We start from the raw sequence: 21,803 nt of genomic DNA, 5'->3' as shown, positions 1-21,803 counted from the left end.
CGGCGCAGCGGCGTGGACGCTCATCGCCGGCGATCCGGCGTCGGCGGCGCGCCGAACAGCGCCTGGGAGGGCGAGGCCCGCAGCTGGTCCGCCATGGCCCGCAGGCTGGCCGTGGTGGCCCGAAGGTCGATCAGGATCGGCAGCAATTCGGCCTGCACATCCACCGTGGTCTCCCGCGCCGCGCGCATCGTCCGTTCCATTCCCTCCACCGCGCCGGGCAGGCGCTGGGCGCTGCGGCGCAGCTCCACCGCGGCCGCGCCGGCATTGGCGACGGCGCCGCGCAGCTCCGGCCCCGCCAGCAGGTTGCGCGCATCGGTCGCCGCGGCGCGCAGCTCGCCCAGCGCGCCGGCGAGGTCGCTCTCCTCCAGCGCGCCGCGCACCAGCGTCATGGACCGCGCGAATTCGCGCAGCGCCGTCGCGGCATCGCCATCCCCGGTCTGCCGGTTGAGGTTGGCGAGCAGCGCGGCCAGGTCCGCCGCCATCTGTTCGATCGGCAGCCCCTGCAGGCGCTGCACCATGAATTCCGCCGCGCTCGTCACCTGCGCGACGGTGGAGGGGATGGCCGGCAGCACCGGGTTGCGGGGCTGCCAGGGCAGGTCGGGCACCGGGTAGCGCTGCGGGTTGGCGAAATCGAGCTCCACGTAGTTCACCCCCGTGATGCCCTGCGCCCGGATGCGCGCGCGCAGGCCGAGCCGCACGGCATCCGCCAGCGACGGCGTCTCCCCCACCAGGTTGGGGTCGATGCCGAAGCGGACGAAGACCAGCTGGAAGCCGCTGCCGTATTCGACGCCGGGCGGCCGCCGGTATTCCGCCGCCACCAGGCCGATCTGCGTCACGCGCCCGACCGGCACGCCGCGGTAGCGCACGGGGGCGCCGACATCGAGGCCCTGCACCGATTCCTCGATATAGGTCTCGAACACCTCGGTCGCCTGCAGGCCGCGCCCGCCGGCCAGGAAGATGACGAAGCCGACCGCCAGCGCGATACCCGCGATGGCCAGCACGCCGACGCCCAGATAGAGCCCCCGCGCCGCCATCACGCGGCTTCCCGGCGGAAGAAGGCGCGCACCGTGGGATGCGTGCTGTGGTCCCGCAGCTCGCGCGGGTCGCCCTCCGCGATCATTCCCTTGGCCTCCCGGTCCAGCATGATGCAGCGGTCTCCGATGGCGAGGATCGAGGCCAATTCGTGCGTCACCACGACGAAGGTGGTGCCGAGCGAGCGCGACAGGTCCCGGATCAGCTCATCGAGCCCCGCCGAGGTGATGGGATCGAGCCCGGCCGAGGGCTCGTCCAGGAACAGGATGGCGGGATCGAGAGCCAGGGCGCGGGCGATCCCCGCCCGCTTCAGCATGCCGCCCGAGACCTCCGACGGCAGCCGCGCCGCGGCTTCCGAGAGGCCGACCAGGCCGAGCTTGGCGCGGGCCACCTCCTCCCGCGCCGCTTGCGGCAGGGTGGTGTGCTCCGCCAGCGGCATCATCACGTTCTCCAGCAGGGTCTGGGAGCCGAACAGCGCGCCCTGCTGCCACATGACGCCGATGCGCTTCAGCAGCGCGAGCCGCGCCGCGCCCTCGGTGGACCAGACATCGGTGCCGAGGATGGAGACGGTGCCCTCGGCCGGCGGCACCAGGCCGATCATCAGCTTGAGAAGGCTCGACTTGCCGCAGCCCGAGCCGCCGAGGATGACGAAGACCTCGCCCCGCTTCACCTCGAAGCTGACGTCGCGGAACAGCGTGTTGGTGCCGAAGCGCGCGGTCAGGTGCGCCGCCACGATGACGGCGGGGCCGAAGGCGGGCGCTTCCGGCTTGGGCGCTTCCGGCTTGGGCGCTTCAGGCGTGGGGGCCTCCCCGGGGCGGCGCAGCAGGGTGGGCGGCGGGTCCGTCACAGGCCGAGCTTCTCGTAGATCACGGCGAAGGCGCCATCCAGCAGCACGATGGCGACGATGCCGCCCACCACCGCCGCCGTCGCGGCATCGCCCACCGCCCGCGGCCCCCGCCCGGCGCCGAGCCCCGCGCGGCAGCCGATGGCGGCGATGGCGAGGCCGAAGAACAGCGCCTTGAACAGCCCGCCCAGCAAATCGCCGAGCGTGATGGTCGAGGTCAGCTGCTGCGTCACCGTCGTCAGCGGGAAGCCCAGCATGCCCATGATCAGCGCCATGCCGATGAGGCCCGCGAGCGTCAGCAGCAGGGAGAGCACCGGCATCACCAGCATCCCCGCCAGCACGCGGGGCAGCACCAGCAGCGCCATGGGATCGATGCCCATGATGCGCAGCGCGGCCACTTCCTCATTCACCGTCATGGTGCCGAGCTCGGCGGCATAGGCGGAGCCCGTGCGCCCGGCCAGCACCACCCCCGCCATCAGCGGGCCGAGCTCCCGCAGCAGCGAGATGCCGACGAGGTTGGGGACGAAGATCTCCGCCCCGAAGCGGCGGAGCGGGATGGCCGACTGGAAGGCCAGGATGACGCCGAGCAGCGAGCCCAGCAGCACCGCGAGGCCGAAGGCGCGCGTGCCGGCCTCATCCAGGTGGCGCAGCAATTCGCGCAGGCGCAGACGGTGCGGGCGGATGATCGTCGCCAGCAGCACCACCAGCAATTCGCCGACGAAGCCCACCGCGTCCAGCGCGGTATGGCCCGCATTCACCACCCGCCGGCCGATGCCGCTGATGGGGGAGAAGCTGTAGGCCGCGGGCTTCGGCCGCGGCGCGGCCAGCGCCGCCCGCACCCGGTCCAGCACGGCCACGACCGGCGGGCTCGCGCCCTCGATCCGCGCGCCGGCGGCGGATTCCGCGCTCAGCACCAGCGTCGCGCCGGTGGTGTCCACCGCCTCCACGCCCGAGAGGTCCAGCACCAGGCCCTCTCCCTTCCGGGCCTCCGCCATCAGCGGTTCCCAGAGGCGCGCGGCGGCTTCCGTATCGACGCGGCCGGAGAGCAGGGCGGCGCGGCCCGCGCCATCCCCCCGCATCTCCAGCCCTGCCGCCGCCTGCTTCGCCATCACCCCGCCAATGCCGCCATCGCGCGCCGACCCGCCCCCACCCCGGACCGCCAAGCCCCGCCGACGGTGCCGGCCATGCCCTGGTCCGTGGCCTCTCCCGCCAGGCAGAGCCGGCCGTCCGCGAGCGGCTCGGCCAGGATGGCGCGCGCGGCGGCGCGACCGATTCGCGCATAGCTGTACACGCCGCGCGACCACGGGTCCCGTCCCCATTCCGAGACGATCGGGCCGGGCACGAGACAGCGCAGCGCATCCGCGCCGAAGCGGGTGGCGATCTCCGCGCGCATGAAGGCCGCGACCGCCGCATCGCCCTCGGCCTCCAGCGCCGCCGCCGCATCGCCGCCGACATGGCAGGAGATGACGGGCCGCCCGAAGGGGAAGAGGCTCATCGCCACCAGCGGCTCGCCCGGCGCGACCAGGCGGTCCACGGAGCTGAAGGGCGGCAGGCCGAAGCGCTCCCCGCCCGCCACCCGGAATCCCGCCTTCACCACCTGGCCCAGCGGCAGGTCGTGCGCGGCCTGCAGCACCGCCGCCGGCAGGGGCGGGTCGAAGCGGATCGCCTCCGCGGCCAGCAGGCTGGCCGGGATGGTCACGACCACGGCGCGGGCGCGCAGCGTGCCGAAGGGGCCTTCCGCCACCGCCTGCCGCCCGCCCCAGGCGAGGCGCGTGACGGGGGCATCCAGCACCACCGGCAGGCCCTCCGCCAGCCGCGCCACCAGCGCGCCGAAGCCGCCTTCCGGCAGGCGGTTGCCGCCTTCCAGCGCATTGGCGTGGAAGTCGTGCAGGCTGACGCGCCCGGCCGGGGCGGCGGAGATGATGTCGCCCTGCCAGCCCTCGATCGCCGGTGCCCAGGGGCCGGTCGCCCCCATGCCCTCCGCCAGGCTGCGGTCGGGGCCGCCATCCGTCGCGGCGGCCTCGATCCGCGCCTCCGCCGCGGTCCAGGCGGCGGCATAGGCGGCATCCTCCTCCGCCGTCAGGGCGCGGGCGCCGACCTGGCTGCGTTCGCGCCGCAGCGCGTCCGAATCATGCAGCGTGACGCCAAGCGCCTGCGCCAGCGGCACCAGCGGGTTGGTGGCGGCCTGGTGCAGCCAGGTGGCGCCGAGGTCATAGGGCAGGCCGAGCCGCGCGGTATCCGTCACCGCCCGCCCGCCGACCCGGCCGCGGGCTTCCAGCACCACCACGCGGTGGCCGGCTTCGAGGGCGGTGCGGGCTGCGGCGATGCCGGCGGCACCGGCGCCGATGACGAGGAGGTCGGGATCAGCGGGGAGGCGAGGCATTCAGGGTCCATGTAGGCGGGGCGGCGGCGCGGCCACCGACGCGTGACGCAGGCGTGATCGTCTTGCCCGCCCCGGCGGCCGGAACAAGGCGCCGGCCCGTGACATTGAGGCCACTAACCCCTTTTAGCCGTTTATGCCGATTTAGGCGATTTAGCACCGTTTTCGCGGGGTGCCGGACACGCAAGGGGCGGCGGCAGACTGAACATAGCAGGAACGGAGGCCCGATCGCCAGCCCTCAATCGAGGCGCGCGCCGCTGATCTCCACCAGCCGGCGCCATTGCGGGCGCTCCCGCTCCACCAGCTCCGTCAGCGCGGCGGGGGTGGGGCTGGTGACGGTGCCGTAGCCGAGCGGCCGCAGCCGGTCCCGGAAGGCGGCATCGGCGGCGACGGCCTGGATGGCCTGGTGCAGCCGCGCCACCACCGGGGCGGGGGTGCCGCCCGCCGTCATGATGGCGTTCCAGTTGACCAGGTTGTGCCCGCCCAGGCCGAGATCGGCGAAATCGCCCATCCCCGGTACCTCCGGCAGGATGCCGAGCCGCGCCTGGCTGCTGACGGCGAAGGCCAGGAACTTGCCGCTTTCGACATGCGGCATGAGGGCGGGCATGACGTCGAACATCATGTCGATGGTGCCGGCCAGCAGGTCGTTGATGGCGGGGCCGCCGCCGCGATAGGGCACGTGCAGGATCTTCGCCTGGGCGAAGCGGTTGATGGCCTCGATGTTCAGGTGGCTGTTCGTGCCGGGGCCGGAGGAGCCCATCTTCACCTGCTCGGGGTTGGCGCGGCTCCATTCGATGAGCTTGCGGAAATCGGTCCAGCCGTTCCGCCGCGCCGTCTCCGCATTCACCACGCAGAGCAGCGCGCCATCGGTGATCTGGCTGACCGGCGCCAGGTCCCGCGCCGGGTCGAAGGGCATGCGCGCCGTCATGTACTGCACGGCGCAAAGGGTGGTGACGCTGATGACGCCGAGCACGGTGCCGTCCCGGTCCCCCTTCGCCACCGCATCGGCGCCGAGCAGCCCGCCCGCGCCGCCGCGGTTGTCCACCACCACGGCCTGGCCGAGCACGGGGGCGAGGCGTTCGGCGATGAGGCGGGCGAGGATGTCCACCGCGCCGCCCGGCGGGAAGGGCACGATGAGCCGCACGGTGCGCCCGCCCGCCACGGGCTGCGCCAGCGCCGGGGCGGCGAGCAGCGCGCCGGTGGAAGCGAGGATGGTGCGTCGGTTCAGCATGTTGGTGCCCCTGCCCTGCCCGGTTTCGGAAAGGGTGCGCCGGTTGGGCAGGGGCGGGCAAGTCACGCGGGCGGGGTTGGCGATGCCTCCGCCTTCGCCGCCGCCTCGGCCTTCGGCATCCCCATCGCATGGATCAGCACCGCCGCCGCGACCGAGACGTTCAGGCTCTGCACATGGCCGCTGCCCGGCAGGGTCACGCGGTGGGCGCAGGCGGCGATGGTGAGGCCGGGGAGGCCCCGTTCCTCATTGCCCAGCACCAGCACGAACGGCTTGTTGCGGGGCAGGTCCGCGGGGGCCATGCCGCCGGCGGCGACCGCGGCCACCGTCGTGAATTTCGGCGCCAGCGCCCGCAGCGCGATGGCGGGGTTGGCCAGCTTCATCAGCGCCAGGTGCTCCAGCCCCCCCTCCGCCGTGCGATAGGCGGCGTCCGACAGCCCCGCCTGGCGCGGGTCCCCCGACAGCAGCATGCCCGTGCAGCCGAAGAAGGCGGCGGAGCGCGCGATGGCGCCGAGGTTGTGCGGGTTGCCGATGCCGTCCAGCAGCGGCAGCACCGGCGCGGCCAGCAGGGCCGGGGGGAAGGGCCCGGCGCCGAGTTCCGGCACCGCCCGCGGCACGGCGATGGCGCAGATGCCGCCATGATGCTCCGTGCCGGCGATGCGGATCATCTCCTCCGGCGAGACCTCCCGGTAGGGGCGGCGGTTCTTCGCCATGATGGCGCAGACCGGCCCGGCCTCCCGCTTGCGCGTCTCCGTGTAGAACAGCCGCAGCACGGCATCGGGCCGCACGGCGAAGGCGGCCGTGACGGCGGCGGGGCCGCAGAGGCGGTCGAGGTCGCTGTCCCGCCAGCCACCCTCCGGCGGGCCGCCGGGGTTGGGGCGCGGGCGGGGCGTCAGGCCGGCGGCGGGGCCGCCGGGGCCGTAGCCGCGGCCGCTGGCATGGCTGCCCTCCGGCGGCAGGCGGCGTTCGGCCCAGCCCTCCGGGCCGCGCTCGTCACGCTCGAAATCGCCCCTCACGCCACGGGAGAAGGAGCCTCGGCTGCCTCGGCCAGGGGGGGACCCGGGCGGGCCGCGTCGTTCGTCACCAGGAATTTTGCACCCTCCTCGCGGATCGCCGCGGCCTCGTCATCATACAGGAAAGGCAGGAAGGCGTATCGCCGCCCCGCCGTCACCGGCCGGGCCTCATGCAGCAGGGAGCAGGAAAACACCACAGCCCCGCCCGCCGGGGCCACATAGGTCTTCGGCCCGAATTCGGGGAAGGACAGCTCGCCCCCCTCATACTCCCCGGTGTTCAGGTTGATGGTGACGGCGAAGCGGCGATGGGCGGTGGCCCTGGTGGTGTTGTCCCGGTGCGCGCGGAAGAAGCCTTTGTCGGCGCTGTCGTAGCAGGCGACGATGTAGCGTTCGAGGCGCGTGACCTTGTACTGGAAGGCGCGCTGGATCTCCGGCACCAGGCGGGCGGTGAGCCGGGCGCGGATGGCGGCCTTCAGGGCCTCATCCTCGATGACCGCATCCTTGCGGCGCTTGTGGCCGGGATCCATCACGCCGACCGTCTTGCCGCCCTCGTCGCGCATGAAGCCGCTCTCGCCCCCGCCCTGCGTCTCGTAGAGGTCGATGAGGCGGCGGCAGAAGGCGGGCTCGAACAGGCGGGGGACGATCAGGACGGGCGCGTGCAGGGGCACGCCGGCGTGGTCGGCCGGGTCCGGCAGGGCGGCGAGCGTGGCCATCGCCTCCGCCCCCTTCTCCAGCGGCCAGAGGGCGAAGACGCGGAGGCCGGGGTCCAGCAGCACCCAGCCGGTGCGGAGGGTGCCGTCGGGCTCCGTGGCGCGGAAGGCGCGGCGGGCGGCGCCGTCATCATCCCACAGCACGCGGCGGCCGGTGCCATCGCGCAGCCGGCCCAGCCGCTCATCCTCCGGATCCGTGCCGATGACGAGCATGTAGGCGCGCACCGCGTCCAGCACCCTGGCATGGGGGCCGACCATGGCGGCCAGGCGATCCGCCAGGCCGGGCTGCCCGAGCGAGCCCGGGATCAGCACCATCATCCAGCGCCCCGCGGTGGTGTCGAAGGCGAAGCGGGGATTGGTGCTGGACCGCGCATGGAAGGCGGGGATGGGCTCGCCCGGTGTATAGGCGGGGGGGGTATAGGCGGGGATCGGCATGGCGGGTCCTCGTCTCGTCAGCCGGGGGATGCCGCATCGGCGGCCTGGCCGGCAAGGCCGCGCAGCGTGGCGAGCAGCGCCTCCGGCACCTCCACCCCCTCATCCCCCGCCCGGGCGGCGAGTGCGGCGCGGCGGCTGCCGGGCAGGCGGACGCCGGGATCGGCCTGCATGGCGGCCAGCAGGAACTCCACCCGGTCGAGAAAGGCCCCCTGCCCCGCCAGGGCGCCGGGGTCGATGGCGATGAAGGCCTGGCCGAGGCGGGGGCGGTTGCCCTCATCCTCGAAGAAGCCATCGGCCTCGAAGCCGAAGGCGCTGCCGGTCAGGGCGCAGCAGAGGAGTTCGACGATCAGCGCCAGCAGCGCGCCCTTGGTGCCGCCCATGGCCAGCATGGCGCCACCCAGCGCGGCCTTGGCGTCCGTGGTGGGGTTGCCTTCCGCGTCCAGCGCCCAGCCCAGGGGGATGGGCTTGCCCGCCTTGGCGGCGACCATGATCTTGCCGCGCGCCACTTCCGACAGCGCCATGTCGATGACCAGCGGCGCGGCATCCCGGCGCGGGAAGGCGGCGGCGACGGGGTTGGTGCCCATGAGGGGACGCCGGCCGCCCGGCACCGGCATGGCGGCGGGGGAATTGGTGAAGGCCAGCGCCACCAGCCCCTGCCGGGCCAGCGCGGCCACGGGCAGGCCCATGGCGCCGGCATGGTGGCTGTTGGTGATGCCGGCGAAGGCGATGCCGTGGGACCGGGCCCGCGCCGCCGCCTGCTCCACCGCCAGCGCCACGGCGGGATAGGCCAGGCCGTGGCGCGCATCGATCAGCACGGCGCCGCCGCGTTCCGCCACCACCGCGGGCTCCGCCGCGCCATCCGCCCGGCCATTGGCCAGGAAGGCGGCGTATTGCGGCACGCGGGAGAGGCCGTGCCCCGCCTGGCCCTCGGCCTCCCCGCCCGTGAGCGCCTCCGCGGTCAGCCGCGCCATGGCGGGGCTGGCGCCGGCGCGGGACAGGGCGGCTTCGGCCAGGGTGCGGGCTTCGGCGAGGCTCAGGCGGGGCATGGCGGACCTTCAGTCGGTTTCAGGCATCGGGCCTGATCTGCGCCTCCGTCACAAGACTGGCCCAGCGATCCGTCTCCGATTGCACGAAACGGGTGGACCGGTTGCTGTCCCAGCCCAGCACCTGGAAGCCCGCCTCCTCCGCCCGGCGGACCATGTCGGGGTCGCGCATCACGGCCAGCACGTCCTGCTCCAGCCGCGCCTTGAGGGGGGCGGGGACGGCGGCCTGGGTCAGCACCGCGGTCCAGTTGGTGATCTCGAGCTGCGGCATGCCGAGTTCGCGTACCGTCGGCACCTCCGGCACCAGCTTGTGGCGCTCCGCGCTGGTGATGGCCAGCGCGCGGAGGCGGCCGCCGCGGATCTGCGCCAGGCATTCCGGCAGGTTGGAGACCATGACATCCAGCGTCCCGCCCGCGAGGTCCGTGACCGAGGGCGCGCCGCCGCGATAGGGCACATGGGTCAGCCGTTCCCCGGCGCCGGAGACGCGGCGCAGCAATTCCAGGCCGAGATGCGGCGGTGATCCGTTGCCGGAGGAGCCGCCGCTCATCGGCGTGGTCCGCATCAGGGCGAGGAGCCCGGCGAGGTCGCGGGCCGGCGATTTCTCCGCGTTCACCACCACGACCAGCGGCAGCGAGCCCAGCATCGAGATGACGTGGAAGTCGCGCCGGAAATCATAGGGCGCGTTGGGGAAGAGCGTGGCGTTGACCGCATGGGTCAGCGTGATGGCGAGCAGCGTGTGGCCATCGGGTGGGGCCTTGGCGGCGATGTCGGCGCCGATCAGCGCATTGCCGCCCGCGCGGTTGTCGATGACCACCGCCCTGCCCCAGGCCTCCGACAGCTTCTGCGCGACGAAGCGCGCCATGATGTCGGTCAGGCCCCCCGGCGGGAAGGGCACGACGTAGCGCGGGTTGCGGTCCGGGAAGGGCGCCGGGGGGGCGCCCTGGGCCCGGGCCAGGCCGGGCAGGAGGAGTGCGGGCACGGCCAGGGCCGAGCGGCGGCGGATCATGGAACCTCCCCATCCTTCTTCGATCTTGGGGGAAGTCTGGCGCCTGCGGGCTTCGCGCGTCCAGCACGCGATGGGGCGGGTGAACCACAACGGTGCGGGCGCGTTCCGGATGGCGCAGCGCTGCCCAAGGATCGTCCAAGCCCCGATGCCCGAATTTCCCGCCTCCGCCCGCCGTCGAATTCCCGCGGCCGGCGTGCCGACGGATGGGGCTGCCATCGCGCAGGCCGCCCTCGTCATCATCGCGGTGCTCTATTTCGCGCGGGACCTGCTGGTGCCGCTGGCCCTGGCCATCCTGCTGTCCTTCATCCTGGCGCCGATCGCCCGCGCGCTGCGGCGCTGGGGCATGCCGCGGGTGCCGGGCGTCATCCTCTCCGTGCTCGCGGCGGTGATGGTGCTGGCCTCGCTCGGCCTGGTGATGGGGCGGCAGCTGGCGGACCTCGCGGCGGAACTGCCGGCCTACCAGGCGGAGGTGACGCGCAAGCTCTCCTCCATCCATGCCAGCGGCGGGCTGGTGGAACGCGCGCAGGAGATGCTGCGCGGCCTGTCCAACGGCGTGGCGCGGGAGCCGCGGGAGGTGCCGCCGCGCGGGTTGCAGGCGGAGGCGGTGGCGCCCATCCCGGTGGAGATCCGCCAGCCCGACCCGGCGGCGCTGGAGACGCTGCAGGGCGTGCTGGCGCCCATGCTGCATCCGCTGGCCACCATCGGCATCGTCATCGTGCTGGTGGTCTTCGTGCTGCTGTACCGGGAGGATCTGCGCGACCGCGTGATCCGCCTGGTCGGCGCGCGGGATCTGCACCGCACCGTGGCCGCGATGGATGACGCGGCCTACCGGCTTTCGCGCTTCTTCCTGGCGCAGACGGCGCTGAACGCGGCCTTCGGCGCCTTCATGGGCATGGCGCTGTTCGTGATCGGCGTGCCGCAGCCGATCCTCTGGGGAATCCTGACGGGGCTGATGCGCTTCGTGCCCTTCGTCGGCACCTTCGTCGCCGTCGCCTTCCCGCTGCTGCTGGCGCTGGCCACCGATCCCGGCTGGACCATGCCGATCCTGGTGCTGGTGCTGTTCGCGGTGGGCGAAGGCGCGATGGGGCAGGTGGTGGAGCCGATGGTCTTCGGCCATTCCACCGGGCTCTCGCCCATCGCCGTCATCGCGGCCGCCACCTTCTGGACCTGGCTCTGGGGCCCCGTCGGCCTGCTGGTGGCGGTGCCGCTGACGGTCTGCCTGGTGGTGCTCGGCCGGCATGTGGACCGGCTGGAATTCCTGGAGGTGGCGCTGGGGGACAGGCCGCCGCTCGACCCACCGGAGACCTTCTACCAGCGCGCGCTGATGGGCGATGCCGATGGGCTGGAGGAGCAGGCAGAGGCGCTGCTGCGGGATGCCCCGCTGTCCGCCTACTACGACAGCGTGGCGCTGCCGGCGCTCGCCCTGGCGCAGGATGACGCGCTGCGCGGCGGCGTGGCGGAGGAACGGGTGCAGGCCGTGCATGCGCGCGTCGCGGGCTTGCTGGAGGATCTGGAGGAGGAGGAGGAGGAAGCGCCGGGCAGGCCGATGACGGACCCCGACGCCGATGCGCCCCGCGCGCTGGAGGCGCCGGCGCCGGCCGCGCTGGCGGGGCCGGGCAGCGTGCTGTGCCTGCCCGGCCGCGGGCCCTTCGACGATGCGGCGGCGATGATGCTGGCGCAGGTGCTGCGCAAGCGGGGCATCGGCGCGGTGGTGGCGCCGCCGGACCTGCTGCGCGGCGACGTGACGGGCTTCGACCTCGGCCTGGTGCGCCAGGCCTGGCTCTGCGCGGTGGAGGGCGGCTCCTCCACCGCCGCGGCGCGCTACCTGCTGCGGCGGCTGCGGCGGCGGATGCCGGCGGCGGAGGTCTGCGCCATGGTGGCCTGCGCGGGGCCGGAGGCCCGGCTGCCGGCGGCGCTGCGGGCGGAGGAGGCGGTGGCGGTGGAGCCCGGGATCGCCGCGGCGGTGAAGGCGGCGATGCGGCTGGGCCGGGCTAGCGGCGCGGAGACCGGTTGAACACCAGCGCCCCCGCCGCCGCCGCGGCTTCCCGCGTGCAGACCGCCGGGCCGGAAAGCGCCGCCAGCCGGGGATGGGCGGCCAGCACGGCGGCGAGGTCGCCATTCTCCGGCACCCGGACATGGGCGAGGCAGGCGGCGCCATCCGGGCGCCAGCCGGCCTCGAAGGCATCGCCCGGGTCGTTGTCCGGCGACTGGATGCCGACCTCGTCGAAGACGTCGATGCGCATGCCGTTGCGCGTCCAGGCGCCCCCCGCCTCGCCCTCGGCCGGCCCGCCATAGGCGGCGCGCACCATGTTGGTGCAGGCGGCGTGGAAGGGGGCGAGCGGGCGGCCATCCGGCAGGCTCGCCCAGGGGCGGTAGCCGAAGCGGATGCATTTGCCGATGGCGCCGGCGGAACAGGTGAGGCGGAGCGCGCCATCCTCCCCCGGATAGGGCATGGCGAGGCTTTCCCCGGCCGGGTCCGGCGCGCAGAGGGGCTGCCACCCGCCGCCCTGCGCGCGGGCCGAGATGCCGAAGAGCCAGACATCGCCGGCCCGCGGCACCGTGGCATCGCGCCGGGCGCTGTCGATGCGCAGCTCCGCACCCGCGAGGTGCAGCACGGCGCCCACCAGGTCCGCGCCCCGCAGATGGGTGCCGTCGGAGAGATCGGCCCGGAAATCCCCACCCTCCGCCACCAGGCCGAGCAGCCTGGGGCGGTCCTGCGCCTGCGCGGGGCCGGCGAGCAGCAGCAGGAGGGCGAGGAGGCGGCGCATCTCAATCGGCCAGCGGGACGGTGGCGCCGCCGCCGGCGGGGGTGATGCCGCGCAGGACCAGGCCCTGGAGGTCGAGGCCGGTGGCGGGCCCATTGATGCTCAGGCCGTTGATGCTCAGGCCGTTGATGCTCAGGCCGTTCAGCGTCAGGGCGTTTGCCTTGACGCCGGCTTCGGCGGTGCCGGCGAGGCCGGCGGCGAGGAGGGCGGCGAGCCCGAGGCTGCGGATCATGGTCGTCTCCGGTGGCATGGCCCGCCGGCCGATCCGGCGGGGCGGGCGCAGCCTCCTCCTGCCGCCTGCGTAACGACAGCAGCATTTGCTGATCGAATCATAAGCCCTGCTTGGGGTCGTATCCGCTACGGTGACATCCCTGGCAGGGGAGCCCGACCATGGAGATGCATCAGGCCCGCTACTTCCTGGCGGTGAGCGAGACGCTCAACTTCACCCGCGCGGCGGAACAGTGCCACGTCTCCCAGCCCGCGCTGACGCTGGCCATGAAGAAGCTGGAGGAGGAGTTCGGCGGCCCGCTGTTCCACCGCGAGGGCAAGCGCATCCTGCTGACTGAGCTGGGCCAGCGGCTGCGCCCCTTCGTCGGGCAGATGCTGGACCAGGCGGAGGCGGCGAAGCAGGCGGCGACGGAATTCCGCCTGCTGCGCCAGGCGCCGCTGTCCATCGGCGTGATGAACACCATCGGGCCGACCCGGCTGGCGAACCTGCTGGCCCGCTTCAAGCGCGACCATCCGGGGGTGGAGCTGTCGGTGGCGGAAGGCGGCCTGGCCGAGCTGCTGGGGCGGCTGGAGGCGGGGCATCTCGACATGGCGGTGCTGCACGCGCCGCGGGGCTATCCCTCCGCGGTGCGCGACGTGCCGCTCTACCGCGAACGCTATGTCGTGATCTGCCCGCCAGGCCATGAGTTCGAGCGGCTGGACGTGGTGCGGCTGGGCGACGTGACGCGCCACGCCTATGTCGATCGCCTGGCCTGCGAGATGCGGGAGATGGTGATGGCGGTCTGCGGCGAACGCCGCATCGAGCTCTACGCCACCTTCCGCAGCGAGCGGGAGGACTGGATCCAGGGCATGGTGATGGCGGGGATGGGCTTCGCCTTCATGCCCGAATACTCCGTCACGGCGGCGGGGCTGCTGCGGCGGCCACTGGTAGAGCCGGCGGTGGACCGGGCCGTCTCCCTCACCCACATGGCGGGGCGGGCGCTGACGCCGGCGGGGATGGCCTTCCTGCGCGCGGCGCAGGGGCATCGCTGGGGCGAATAGGCGGTTCGGAGGGAGCGTCGCAGCTACGGCGATTCCAGCCGGCGCAGCGTCGCCTCGATGTTGCGGCGCGCGCGCTTCTCCCGGTCCAGGTAGAAGCGGTCGGTGCGGTAGATGCGGTCCCGCCACAGCAGCATGCGCAGCGCGGCGATGCGGCCGAACTCGTAGCGGTCATCCGGCAGATGGGCGAATTCGCGGCGGATCGCGGCTTCATAGGCATCGTAGCGCGCCGGCGGCTCGCCCAGGATGGCGTTGTCCATGTCGAGCAGCAGGCAGGCATCGCCGCGGAGCGAGGGGTCTTCCGTCTCCGGCAGTTCCTGGCGCGTGACGGCGTGGATCAGCGCCTCCGCCCGGTCCAGCATGTGCGGCGGCATGAGAGGCGCCAGGTGGCGGCGCATCAGGGCGATGGAGGCCTCCGCCTGGCCGGGCACGGCGCGGTCGAAGACGGCGCTGTGGAACATGGTGGCGATGATGAAGGCGGGCTTGTCGGCGATGGCGGCGGCGATGTCCTCCGCCATGGCGAGGATGCCGGCCACGCGGTTCCAGTCATGCCAGGCGCGGTGCGGCTCCGCATGGCGGTGCCGGAGATCGGCGAGGATGGCGGGGGTCATGGCGCCGGTATAGCGCGGCGCAGGGGGCGGGGCACGCGGGTGGCGTAGCCCCCCTCACCCAACCCTCTCCCCCCAGAGCGGGGGGAGAGGGCTTGAGGCATGCCGCCGGCCGCCGCTGGCGGCCGAGGCCGCGAATGCGGCCCGCCGGAAGTCCGTCACGCCGAAGGCGTGCCTTCGGCACGGTCACGGCACTGCCGTGACGCCAAGCGGCCGGAGGCCGCGCCCGGCGCTTGAGGGCAAGAAAAAATTCAACGAGTCGCCGAAGGCGACCGTTGAAGGTCAGGCGCTTTCGTAGATGCGGGTCAGGCTGAATTCGCGGTGGCCGAGGAGTTCGGCCGCCGTGAGTTCGCCATCCGCGGTGCGCAGCATGCAGTCCAGCAGCGCCTCCCCGGCATCGTCCATGTTCATCCGCTTCTGCAGCAGGCCCGTCACGTCCACGTCGATGTGTTCCGACATGGTGCGCTGGGTCCGCGGGTTGGCGGTGATCTTGATGACGGGGACGATGGGGTTGCCGATGACGTTGCCCTGGCCCGTCGGGAAGAAATGCACCGCGTAGCCGGAAGCGGCGCAGAGCGTCACCATCTCGGCGGCCGCGGAGCTGCTGTCCATGAACCAGAGGCCGCTATGGGTCGGGGCCTCCGCCTTGTCCAGCACGCCATCGACCAGGCACTTCTTGCCGATCTTCTGGATGTTGCCGAGGGCCTTCTCCTCGATGGTGGTGAGGCCACCCTCGATGTTGCCCTTGGTGGGCTGGCTCTCCGACAGGTCGGAGGTCTTGTTCGCCTCCACCACGCGCTGGTAGCGGTCGAACATCGCCTGGAACTGCGTGCGGATCTCGGGCGTGCGGCAGCGCGCCGCGACCAGGTGCTCGCCGCCCGTCAGCTCCGTCGTCTCACCAAACACGAGCGTGTTGCCATTCTCCCAGAGCTTGTCGAAGGCATTGCCGTTGGTGGGGCAGGAGGCGAGGCCGGAGGTGGTGTCGCTCTCGCCGCACTTGGTCGAGACCCAGAGATCGACCACCGGCGCCTTGGTCTTCTTCAGCTTGGAGGCGTGCTTCACCATGCGGTAGGCGGCGCGGGAGGCGCGGGCGATGGTGTTGATGTCGCCATGCTGCTCGATGCCGAAGAATTCCACCGGCTTGCCGGTGGCGGCGATGCCTTCCGCGATCTTGCCGGCCCAGCCCGGCTCGATGCCGATCACGACGACGCCGGCGACATTCGGGTTGGAGCCCGTGCCGATCAGCGTGCGGAAATGAAGCTCGAGGTCGTAGCCGAACTGCAGCCGCCCATAGGCGTGCGGGATCGCCATGCAGCCCTTGATGTTGTGCGCCACCGCCTCGCACGCCGCGTTGGACAGGTCGTCCACCGGCAGGATGATGACGTGGTTGCGCACGCCCATGCGGCCATTCTCGCGCCGCCAGCCTTCGAAGGACGCGCCCTTCAGGTCGATGCCCATGATGCCGCCCCCCTTACCAGCGCTTCGTCTTCACATTGTGGACATGGGCGTGTTCGCCCGGGCCGATATCCGCCACCGCACGGCCGATATCGATGCCGTACTTGATGATGGTGTCGCCCTTGGCGATGGACCGGATCGCCAGCTTGTGGCCGATCGGGATGTCGTTCCTCGCCTGGAACTCGATCATCTTGTCCTGGTCCATGATCCAGCCCGTCAGCGGCGTGCCGGCCGTCAGGCCCTCCACCACCACCACGCCCACGCTGTCACCCTCGTCATGGACGACGAAATGTATCGTCACCGCGCTCCCCCCGGGAAAATTCGTGCTCCGGCGAGCCTAGGCGGGAGACCGCCCCCCTTCAACCCGCCCCCCTTCTACGAACCCCGGGGGATGTGCGATGCAGGGGCCAGGGAAACTCAGTCACAAGGGATCGGACGCCATGGCGGGCGTATACTGGTACGGCGGCACCTGGTTCACCGAGGAGCCGAAGGTCATCGGCCCCATGGACCATGCCTTCTGGCTCGGCTCCGTGATCTTCGATGGCGGGCGGTCCTTCGGCGGCGTGGCGCCGGACCTCGACAGGCATTCGGCCCGCGCCGTGCAGTCCGCCCGCAACATGCTGATGAAGCCGACCATGACGGCCGAGCAGATCGAGGAATTGTGCCGGGAGGGCATCCGCCGCATGGGGCCGGAGGCGGAGCTCTACATCCGCCCCATGTTCTTCGTGCGCAAGGGGCTCGGCGCCGCGCGGCCCGACCCCGACAGCACGGATTTCATCCTGGCGATCTATGACAGCCCGCTGCCGCCCTACAAGGGCTTCAGCGCCTGCCTGGCGCCGCAGCGCCGCCCCGCCCCCGACCAGGCGCCGACGGATGCCAAGGCCGCGGCGCTCTATCCCAACGGGTCCCGCGCCGCGCTCTTCGCCATGCAGAAGGGCTTCGAGAATGCGGTGGTCTGCGACCCCATCGGCAATGTCGCGGAATTCGCCAGCGCGAACCTGATGTTCGCGAAGGACGGCAAGGTAATCACCCCCGCCGCCAACGGCACCTTCCTGGCGGGCATCACGCGGTCCCGCGTCATCGCCCTGCTGCGGGACGCCGGCGTCACGGTGGAGGAACGCGCGGTGCGGCCGGAGGAGCTGCTGGAGGCGGACGAGATCTTCTCCACCGGCAACTACGGCAAGGTGCTGCCCTGCACCAACTACGAAGGCCGCGCCATGCAGCCCGGGCCGCTCGCCCAGAAGGCGAGGACGCTCTACTTCGACTGGGCGGAACAGCACTGGCGCGTGCTGCCGAAGGCCGGCTGACCGACCGAACGATGACGCGGGGATGAACGCTTCACCCCCGCGTTAAGACGACAGTTACGGGCGTCCCCGATCTCTGCCGGGGGACGCCAGCCTGGCCGCGCCATGCCCGAGGCGTCCCCGACCCAACCCCGCGCACCGCCCCCCGGGCGCGCGGGACCGCCAGGGACCGCCGCCTGATGGACCGCCATGCCGTCTGAATTCGCCCGCCTCACGATCCTCGTGGTGGATGACGACCCGACGATGCGGTCCGTCATCACCTCCGCGCTGCGTGCCGCCGGCTGCAACCAGGTGCGCCAGGCTTCCAACGGGGAGCAGGCGCTGAACATCGTCCGCCAGTCGCAGATCGACCTGATCACCTGCGATTGCCAGATGGCGCCGGTGGATGGGCTGACCTTCGTGAAGCGGCTGCGGGAGCTGCCGGAAGGCGCCAGCAAGCCCGTGGTGATGCTGACGGCCAACAACCGGCCGGAGGATGCCTGGGCGGGGCGGGAGCTGAAGGTCTCCGCCTGGCTGGTGAAGCCGATCACGCCGCAGGCCGTCATCAAGCGCGTCGCCGGCGTGCTGGGGCTGAATGTCGGCACCACGGCGATGCCGGAGGATGTGCTGACCGAACTGGCCGATGCCTATGAGAAGCGGCTGCCGAACGAGATCCAGACGCTGGAGAGCATCGCCGCGCGCCTGCCCGCGCGGCCGGAGCATTTCAACCTGACCATCCAGGACCTGGTGAAGCGCCTGCATGTGGTGAAGGGCCAGGCGGGGACGCTGGGCTACGCGCTGCTGGGCTCCGTGGCCGGGGAGGTGCATGACGTGCTGCAGGAGGCCGAGCGCATCCTGGACGAGGACCAGGGCTTCCGCCCCGACCTGATCCGGCTGGTGGAAAGCGGCTTCAAGGTGATGCGGCTGATCGTGGACCGCAACGTGCGCGGCAGCGCGGGGGCCGTCGGCGCCAAGGTGCTGGCGGATATCGCCGCCTTCGCGCGGCCGCTGCATGCGCGGATCGTGGCGGCGGCGGAGGCGGCGGAAGCGGCGGAGCGCCAGCGCCGCAGCCACCATGCCGACGTGCTGCTGGCCACCGAGCAGAACCGCCTGATCGTGGAGCGGCGCATCCGGCTGACGCAGGCGGAACTCGCCGAGAAGGACCGGTAGGGAAGACCGCCATGGACACGCTTCCCCAGGCCTCGCGCCGCGGCATCCGCTTCGCCCTGCTCCGCCCCTGGCTGGCGCTGCCGCTGGTGCTGGCGCTGATGTGGGCCGGCATCGGGCTGCAGCTGAGGGAGATGGGGCGCCAGACCGAGGCGGCGGCGGAGCGCGATACCGCGAACCTGGCCCGCAGCGTGGAGCAGCACATCATCCGCAGCATCGACCAGCTGGACCAGGCGCTGCGCTTCGTGCAATCCGCCTACCGGCACGATCCCGCGGGCTTCAACCTGCTGGAATGGACCGACGCCTATTTCGCCGGCGGCGGGCCCACGGTGCAGATCGCGATGATCGGCGCCGATGGGCGGCTGATGGCATCGGGCCTGAACGGCGCCACGGTGACGACGCCGATCGACCTGTCGGACCGCGAGCATTTCCGCGTCCATCTGGGCGCCACGGAGGACCGGCTGTTCATCAGCCGCCCGGTGCTGGGCCGCGTCAGCCAGCGGCAGACCATCCAGTTCACCCGCGCGCTGCGCGGCCGCGACGGGCGCTTCGGCGGCGTCATCGTCATCTCGCTGGATCCCGAGCTGCTCTCTGCGCCCTATGACCTGCTGGAGCTGGGCGCGGGCGGGCTGCTGCTGGCGGGGACGGATGGCGTGATCCGCGCCTGGGCGCCGCGCGGGTCCCTGCCGCAGAGCCAGCTGATCGGCCAGACCCTGCCATCCCCGATGGCGCGGGCCTTCGCGGCCTCCGCCCAGGGCAGCATCCGCGACGAGGGGCAGCTGGATGGCGTGAAGCGGCTGATGAGCTTCCGGCAGGTGGATGAGCACCCGCTGGTGGTGGCGGTGGGCGTGGACCTCGATTCCGCCTTCGCGGATTACCGCAGCCTGCGCGGCCGCTTCGTGGTGGCGGGCCTGCTGCTGAGCCTGGCGGTGCTGCTGGTGGGGCCCTTCCTGCTGGTGCAGCGGGCGCGGCGCATCCGGTCCGAGCACGCGCTGCGGGACACGCTGCGGGGCATGGACCAGGGCGTGGTCATGGCGGGGCTGGATGGCCGCGTGCTGGTGGCCAATCTGCGCGCGGCGGAGCTGCTGGACCTCGACCCGAAGCTGCTGGAACGGGGGCGGCGCATCAAGCCGATCCTGCGCCTGCTGGGCCAGGCGGATGTCAGCCACCGCAAGGGGCATCGCAGCCGCGTCTATCTGCGCACCCGCGCCGATGGCAGCCGGGTGGAGACCAAGGCGATCCGCACCGAACAGGGCGCGCTGCTGCTGACCTGCACGGATGTGACCGAACAGCAGGCGGCGATCGCCGCCCAGGCCGCGGCGCGCGCGGCGGCGGAGGCGGCGAGCCGCACCAAATCCGAATTCCTGGCCAATATGAGCCACGAGATCCGCACGCCGATGAACGGCGTGATCGGCATGATCCAGGTGCTGCGCCATTCCGGCCTGAACCAGCACCAGCGCGACATGTGCGAGGTGATCACGCGGTCCGCCAATTCGCTGCTGACGGTGCTGAACGACATCCTGGACTATTCGAAGCTGGAGGCCGGGCGGCTGGAGCTGGAGCTGAAGCCGGCGCGGCTGGAGGTGCTGGCCCGCGACGTGGCGGAGCTGATGCGCCACGCGGCGGAGGCGAAGTCCATCGGCCTCTGGTTCCAGAACTGGTCGGCGCTGCCGCCGGTGATGATCGACCCGACGCGCATGCGCCAGATCATGACCAACCTCCTCTCCAACGCCATCAAGTTCAGCGACAAGGGCGAGATCGCCGTGACGCTGGAGGCGGAGCCCGACCCCGCGGCGCCGGAGGCCCGCGTGCTGGTCCGGCTTTGCGTCGAGGACCAGGGCATCGGCATGTCGGAGGAGGAGGTCTCCCGCCTCTTCGTCCGCTTCACGCAGGTGGACAGCTCCTCCACCCGGCGCTTCGGCGGCACGGGGCTCGGCCTCGCGATCACGCGGGACCTGGTGAAGATGATGGGCGGGCATATCGAGGTGAGCAGCCGCCCGGGCCTCGGCAGCGAATTCGTCGTGCACCTGTCGCTGCCGATCAGCGCGGCGGAGCCGAAGCCGGAGCGGGAGGCGACGGAGGAGGCGGCGGTGGAAGGGCCGCTGCACCACCTCAGCATCCTGGTGGCGGAGGATGACGAGGTGAACCGCGTGGTCATCCGGTCCCTGCTGGCGCCGGGCGGGCATGAGGTGACCTTCGCGGAGAACGGGTCGAAGGCCGTGCATGCGGCGCAGGGGGAGCCCTTCGACCTGATCCTGATGGATGTGATGATGCCGGAGATGGACGGGCCGACTGCCACGCGCTGGATCCGGGAGAATCCGGGCCCGAACCGGGAGACGCCGATCATCGCGCTGACCGCCAATGCGATGTCGGGGGACCGGGAGAAGTATCTCGGCCTTGGCATGACGGCCTATGTCAGCAAGCCGATCTCGCGGCGGGAGCTTTATGCGACGGTGGAGGCGACGCTGGGTTTCCGCGCGTTCCCGCGCAACGACCCGCAGCCCGAGCGGGTGGAGCCGGAGCCCGCGCTGGCGGATGATCTCGGCGACGCCTTCGCCGACCTGCTGGCGGATCTGAAGACCTAGCCGGGCGGAACCAAGCCGTTCAGCCGGGCTGAACGCAAGCGTTCAGCCGGGCTGCTGGACCAGCAATTCCTCCAGCATCGCGCGGTCCGGCGTCGCGCCATCCCGCGCGCGCAGCGCGCCGGCGGCGGAGGCGAAGCGCATGGCGCGGTCGATGGGCTGGCCCTCCGCCACCGCCAGCGCATAGGCGCCGTGGAAGACATCGCCGGCGCCGGTGGTGTTCGTCGCCATGACGCGAAAGGCGGGGGTGACGCGGGGCGTCGGGTCCTCCGCCGTCAGCCACAGCGTCCCCTTCTCCCCCCGCGTCACGGCCGCGACCTTGCAGCCCTCCGCGATCGCCTTGCGCAGCGCCTCCGCCGGCTTCACGCCCGGCGCGTAGTTGCCGAGGCCGGGCTGGGAGAAGACGGCGTGGTCCACGCGGGGGATGAGGTCGCGCAGCAGGCGCGTCTCGCTCTTCTCCCCGTCGATCACGGTCGGGATGCCGCGGGCCCGCGCGTAGTCCAGCGCCGCGGCGCTGCCTTCCGGCCAGCGGGGATCGCAGAGGAAGGCCTGCGCCGTGTCCAGCCGGTGCAGCGGCAGCCAGGCGGGATCGGTGCCGAGGTTGTCGCCGCGATAGGCGAAGATGCTGCGTTCGCCGACGGGATCCACCAGCACGGCGGAGACGGGGGTGCGGGCATTGGGCGCGCGACGGCATTCGGAGACATCGACGCCCTGCGCGGCCAGCGCCTCCAGCAGCGGCGTGCCGTTGAGGTCATCGCCCACGCGGCCCCAGAAGACGCAATGGCCGCCGAGCCGGCTGACGGCGATGGAGGCATTGGCGGCGAGCCCGCCGGCGCCGAGCGCGTAGGAGGTGGCGCGATTCTTCGAGGGCGGCTGCACCACCTCCTGGACATGGAAGGTGTGGTCCATCACGACGGAGCCGAGGCAGACCACGATGGGTCGGAGTGCGGGGAGGGTCATGGCGCCCAGGGTTCCATCGCGAGGGG

The 21,803-nt window shown here is 72.4% G+C and carries 20 protein-coding genes; 5 read left to right on the top strand and 15 right to left on the bottom strand.

Annotated features, from left to right (window positions below; translation table 11 throughout):
* Positions 1-20: 20 nt before the first annotated feature.
* The 9 genes from JJI54_RS08440 to JJI54_RS08400 form a co-directional block, all read right to left on the bottom strand.
* Positions 21-1,034 (bottom strand): MlaD family protein, encoded by a 1,014-nt coding sequence (locus JJI54_RS08440; protein WP_203072522.1) that lies wholly within the window; start codon positions 1,032-1,034, stop codon positions 21-23.
* Positions 1,034-1,768 (bottom strand): ABC transporter ATP-binding protein, encoded by a 735-nt coding sequence (locus tag JJI54_RS08435; RefSeq protein ID WP_203072919.1) that lies wholly within the window; start codon positions 1,766-1,768, stop codon positions 1,034-1,036. The genes JJI54_RS08440 and JJI54_RS08435 overlap by 1 nt, the downstream gene beginning before the upstream one ends.
* Positions 1,769-1,875: 107 nt before the next feature.
* A complete protein-coding gene (locus JJI54_RS08430; RefSeq protein ID WP_203072521.1) occupies positions 1,876-2,985 on the bottom strand; it encodes an ABC transporter permease in 1,110 nt (369 codons plus the stop codon).
* Positions 2,985-4,259: a flavin monoamine oxidase family protein gene (locus JJI54_RS08425; protein WP_203072520.1), complete on the bottom strand. Its 1,275-nt coding sequence runs from the start codon at positions 4,257-4,259 to the stop codon at positions 2,985-2,987. Before JJI54_RS08425 ends, JJI54_RS08430 begins: the two co-directional genes overlap by 1 nt.
* 235 nt (positions 4,260-4,494) lie before the next feature.
* The gene (locus JJI54_RS08420; RefSeq protein WP_203072519.1) at positions 4,495-5,487 is read right to left on the bottom strand and encodes a Bug family tripartite tricarboxylate transporter substrate binding protein; all 993 of its coding nucleotides are present in this window, start codon (positions 5,485-5,487) and stop codon (positions 4,495-4,497) included.
* A gap of 62 nt (positions 5,488-5,549) precedes the next feature.
* Complete coding sequence (locus JJI54_RS08415) at positions 5,550-6,500, bottom strand: TrmH family RNA methyltransferase (RefSeq protein WP_318987467.1); 951 nt, start codon at positions 6,498-6,500, stop codon at positions 5,550-5,552.
* The gene (locus tag JJI54_RS08410) at positions 6,497-7,642 is read right to left on the bottom strand and encodes a 2OG-Fe(II) oxygenase family protein (protein WP_203072518.1); all 1,146 of its coding nucleotides are present in this window, start codon (positions 7,640-7,642) and stop codon (positions 6,497-6,499) included. Before JJI54_RS08410 ends, JJI54_RS08415 begins: the two co-directional genes overlap by 4 nt.
* Positions 7,643-7,659: 17 nt before the next feature.
* Complete coding sequence (locus JJI54_RS08405) at positions 7,660-8,688, bottom strand: Ldh family oxidoreductase (protein ID WP_203072517.1); 1,029 nt, start codon at positions 8,686-8,688, stop codon at positions 7,660-7,662.
* 19 nt (positions 8,689-8,707) lie between these two features.
* Positions 8,708-9,691 carry a Bug family tripartite tricarboxylate transporter substrate binding protein gene (locus JJI54_RS08400; protein WP_203072516.1) on the bottom strand — a complete coding sequence of 328 codons (984 nt, stop codon included), beginning with the start codon at positions 9,689-9,691 and terminating at the stop codon, positions 8,708-8,710.
* A 145-nt stretch (positions 9,692-9,836) separates the two neighbouring features.
* Between JJI54_RS08400 and JJI54_RS32620 the strand changes: the two genes are divergently transcribed.
* Positions 9,837-11,705, top strand: coding sequence for an AI-2E family transporter (locus tag JJI54_RS32620; RefSeq protein WP_203072515.1), 1,869 nt, complete (start codon positions 9,837-9,839; stop codon positions 11,703-11,705).
* On the opposite strand, the gene JJI54_RS08390 is transcribed toward JJI54_RS32620, so the two are convergent.
* A complete protein-coding gene (locus JJI54_RS08390; protein WP_203072514.1) occupies positions 11,683-12,459 on the bottom strand; it encodes an ADYC domain-containing protein in 777 nt (258 codons plus the stop codon). The genes JJI54_RS32620 and JJI54_RS08390 overlap by 23 nt on opposite strands.
* A 1-nt stretch (position 12,460) precedes the next feature.
* Positions 12,461-12,688 (bottom strand): hypothetical protein, encoded by a 228-nt coding sequence (locus JJI54_RS08385; protein WP_203072513.1) that lies wholly within the window; start codon positions 12,686-12,688, stop codon positions 12,461-12,463.
* 158 nt (positions 12,689-12,846) lie between these two features.
* On the opposite strand from JJI54_RS08385, the gene JJI54_RS08380 reads away from it, so the two are divergent.
* Positions 12,847-13,725 (top strand): LysR family transcriptional regulator, encoded by an 879-nt coding sequence (locus tag JJI54_RS08380; RefSeq protein WP_203072512.1) that lies wholly within the window; start codon positions 12,847-12,849, stop codon positions 13,723-13,725.
* 23 nt (positions 13,726-13,748) lie between these two features.
* On the opposite strand, the gene JJI54_RS08375 is transcribed toward JJI54_RS08380, so the two are convergent.
* From JJI54_RS08375 to JJI54_RS08365, 3 genes are all read right to left on the bottom strand, one after another.
* A complete protein-coding gene (locus JJI54_RS08375; protein WP_203072511.1) occupies positions 13,749-14,333 on the bottom strand; it encodes an HD domain-containing protein in 585 nt (194 codons plus the stop codon).
* Positions 14,334-14,612: 279 nt separating this feature from the next.
* On the bottom strand, positions 14,613-15,788 hold the full coding sequence (locus JJI54_RS08370; protein ID WP_226381570.1) for a UxaA family hydrolase: 1,176 nt from the start codon (positions 15,786-15,788) through the stop codon (positions 14,613-14,615).
* 13 nt (positions 15,789-15,801) lie between these two features.
* Positions 15,802-16,086, bottom strand: a complete 285-nt coding sequence (locus JJI54_RS08365) for a UxaA family hydrolase (protein WP_164695038.1) — start codon at positions 16,084-16,086, stop codon at positions 15,802-15,804.
* 139 nt (positions 16,087-16,225) lie between these two features.
* On the opposite strand from JJI54_RS08365, the gene JJI54_RS08360 reads away from it, so the two are divergent.
* The 3 genes from JJI54_RS08360 (at position 16,226) to JJI54_RS08350 (ending at position 20,820) form a co-directional block, all read left to right on the top strand.
* Positions 16,226-17,092 carry a branched-chain amino acid aminotransferase gene (locus tag JJI54_RS08360; protein ID WP_203072510.1) on the top strand — a complete coding sequence of 289 codons (867 nt, stop codon included), beginning with the start codon at positions 16,226-16,228 and terminating at the stop codon, positions 17,090-17,092.
* Between the two features lie 186 nt (positions 17,093-17,278).
* Positions 17,279-18,238, top strand: a complete 960-nt coding sequence (locus JJI54_RS08355; RefSeq protein WP_203072509.1) for a response regulator — start codon at positions 17,279-17,281, stop codon at positions 18,236-18,238.
* 11 nt (positions 18,239-18,249) lie between these two features.
* Positions 18,250-20,820: an ATP-binding protein gene (locus JJI54_RS08350; protein ID WP_203072508.1), complete on the top strand. Its 2,571-nt coding sequence runs from the start codon at positions 18,250-18,252 to the stop codon at positions 20,818-20,820.
* A gap of 42 nt (positions 20,821-20,862) precedes the next feature.
* On the opposite strand, the gene JJI54_RS08345 is transcribed toward JJI54_RS08350, so the two are convergent.
* Positions 20,863-21,777 (bottom strand): PfkB family carbohydrate kinase, encoded by a 915-nt coding sequence (locus JJI54_RS08345; protein ID WP_203072507.1) that lies wholly within the window; start codon positions 21,775-21,777, stop codon positions 20,863-20,865.
* Positions 21,778-21,803 lie beyond the last annotated feature (26 nt).

The organism is Falsiroseomonas ponticola (assembly GCF_016805305.1).
GTDB classification, from domain to species: Bacteria; Pseudomonadota; Alphaproteobacteria; order Acetobacterales; family Acetobacteraceae; genus Falsiroseomonas; species Falsiroseomonas ponticola.
The sequence above is the reverse complement of the archived record's forward strand: the minus strand, read 5'-3'. Positions and strand labels throughout refer to the sequence as shown.

Coding starts and splice junctions, on each gene's coding strand:
- JJI54_RS08440 (WP_203072522.1), bottom strand. CDS start 1,034: ATGGCGGCGCGGGGGCTCTATCTGGGCGTCGGCGTGCTGGCCATCGCG.
- JJI54_RS08430 (WP_203072521.1), bottom strand. CDS start 2,985: ATGGCGAAGCAGGCGGCGGCAGGGCTGGAGATGCGGGGGGATGGCGCG.
- JJI54_RS08425 (WP_203072520.1), bottom strand. CDS start 4,259: ATGCCTCGCCTCCCCGCTGATCCCGACCTCCTCGTCATCGGCGCCGGT.
- JJI54_RS08420 (WP_203072519.1), bottom strand. CDS start 5,487: ATGCTGAACCGACGCACCATCCTCGCTTCCACCGGCGCGCTGCTCGCC.
- JJI54_RS08410 (WP_203072518.1), bottom strand. CDS start 7,642: ATGCCGATCCCCGCCTATACCCCCCCCGCCTATACACCGGGCGAGCCC.
- JJI54_RS08405 (WP_203072517.1), bottom strand. CDS start 8,688: ATGCCCCGCCTGAGCCTCGCCGAAGCCCGCACCCTGGCCGAAGCCGCC.
- JJI54_RS08400 (WP_203072516.1), bottom strand. CDS start 9,691: ATGATCCGCCGCCGCTCGGCCCTGGCCGTGCCCGCACTCCTCCTGCCC.
- JJI54_RS32620 (WP_203072515.1), top strand. CDS start 9,837: ATGCCCGAATTTCCCGCCTCCGCCCGCCGTCGAATTCCCGCGGCCGGC.
- JJI54_RS08390 (WP_203072514.1), bottom strand. CDS start 12,459: ATGCGCCGCCTCCTCGCCCTCCTGCTGCTGCTCGCCGGCCCCGCGCAG.
- JJI54_RS08385 (WP_203072513.1), bottom strand. CDS start 12,688: ATGATCCGCAGCCTCGGGCTCGCCGCCCTCCTCGCCGCCGGCCTCGCC.
- JJI54_RS08380 (WP_203072512.1), top strand. CDS start 12,847: ATGGAGATGCATCAGGCCCGCTACTTCCTGGCGGTGAGCGAGACGCTC.
- JJI54_RS08375 (WP_203072511.1), bottom strand. CDS start 14,333: ATGACCCCCGCCATCCTCGCCGATCTCCGGCACCGCCATGCGGAGCCG.
- JJI54_RS08370 (WP_226381570.1), bottom strand. CDS start 15,788: ATGGGCATCGACCTGAAGGGCGCGTCCTTCGAAGGCTGGCGGCGCGAG.
- JJI54_RS08360 (WP_203072510.1), top strand. CDS start 16,226: ATGGCGGGCGTATACTGGTACGGCGGCACCTGGTTCACCGAGGAGCCG.
- JJI54_RS08355 (WP_203072509.1), top strand. CDS start 17,279: ATGCCGTCTGAATTCGCCCGCCTCACGATCCTCGTGGTGGATGACGAC.
- JJI54_RS08350 (WP_203072508.1), top strand. CDS start 18,250: ATGGACACGCTTCCCCAGGCCTCGCGCCGCGGCATCCGCTTCGCCCTG.
- JJI54_RS08345 (WP_203072507.1), bottom strand. CDS start 21,777: ATGACCCTCCCCGCACTCCGACCCATCGTGGTCTGCCTCGGCTCCGTC.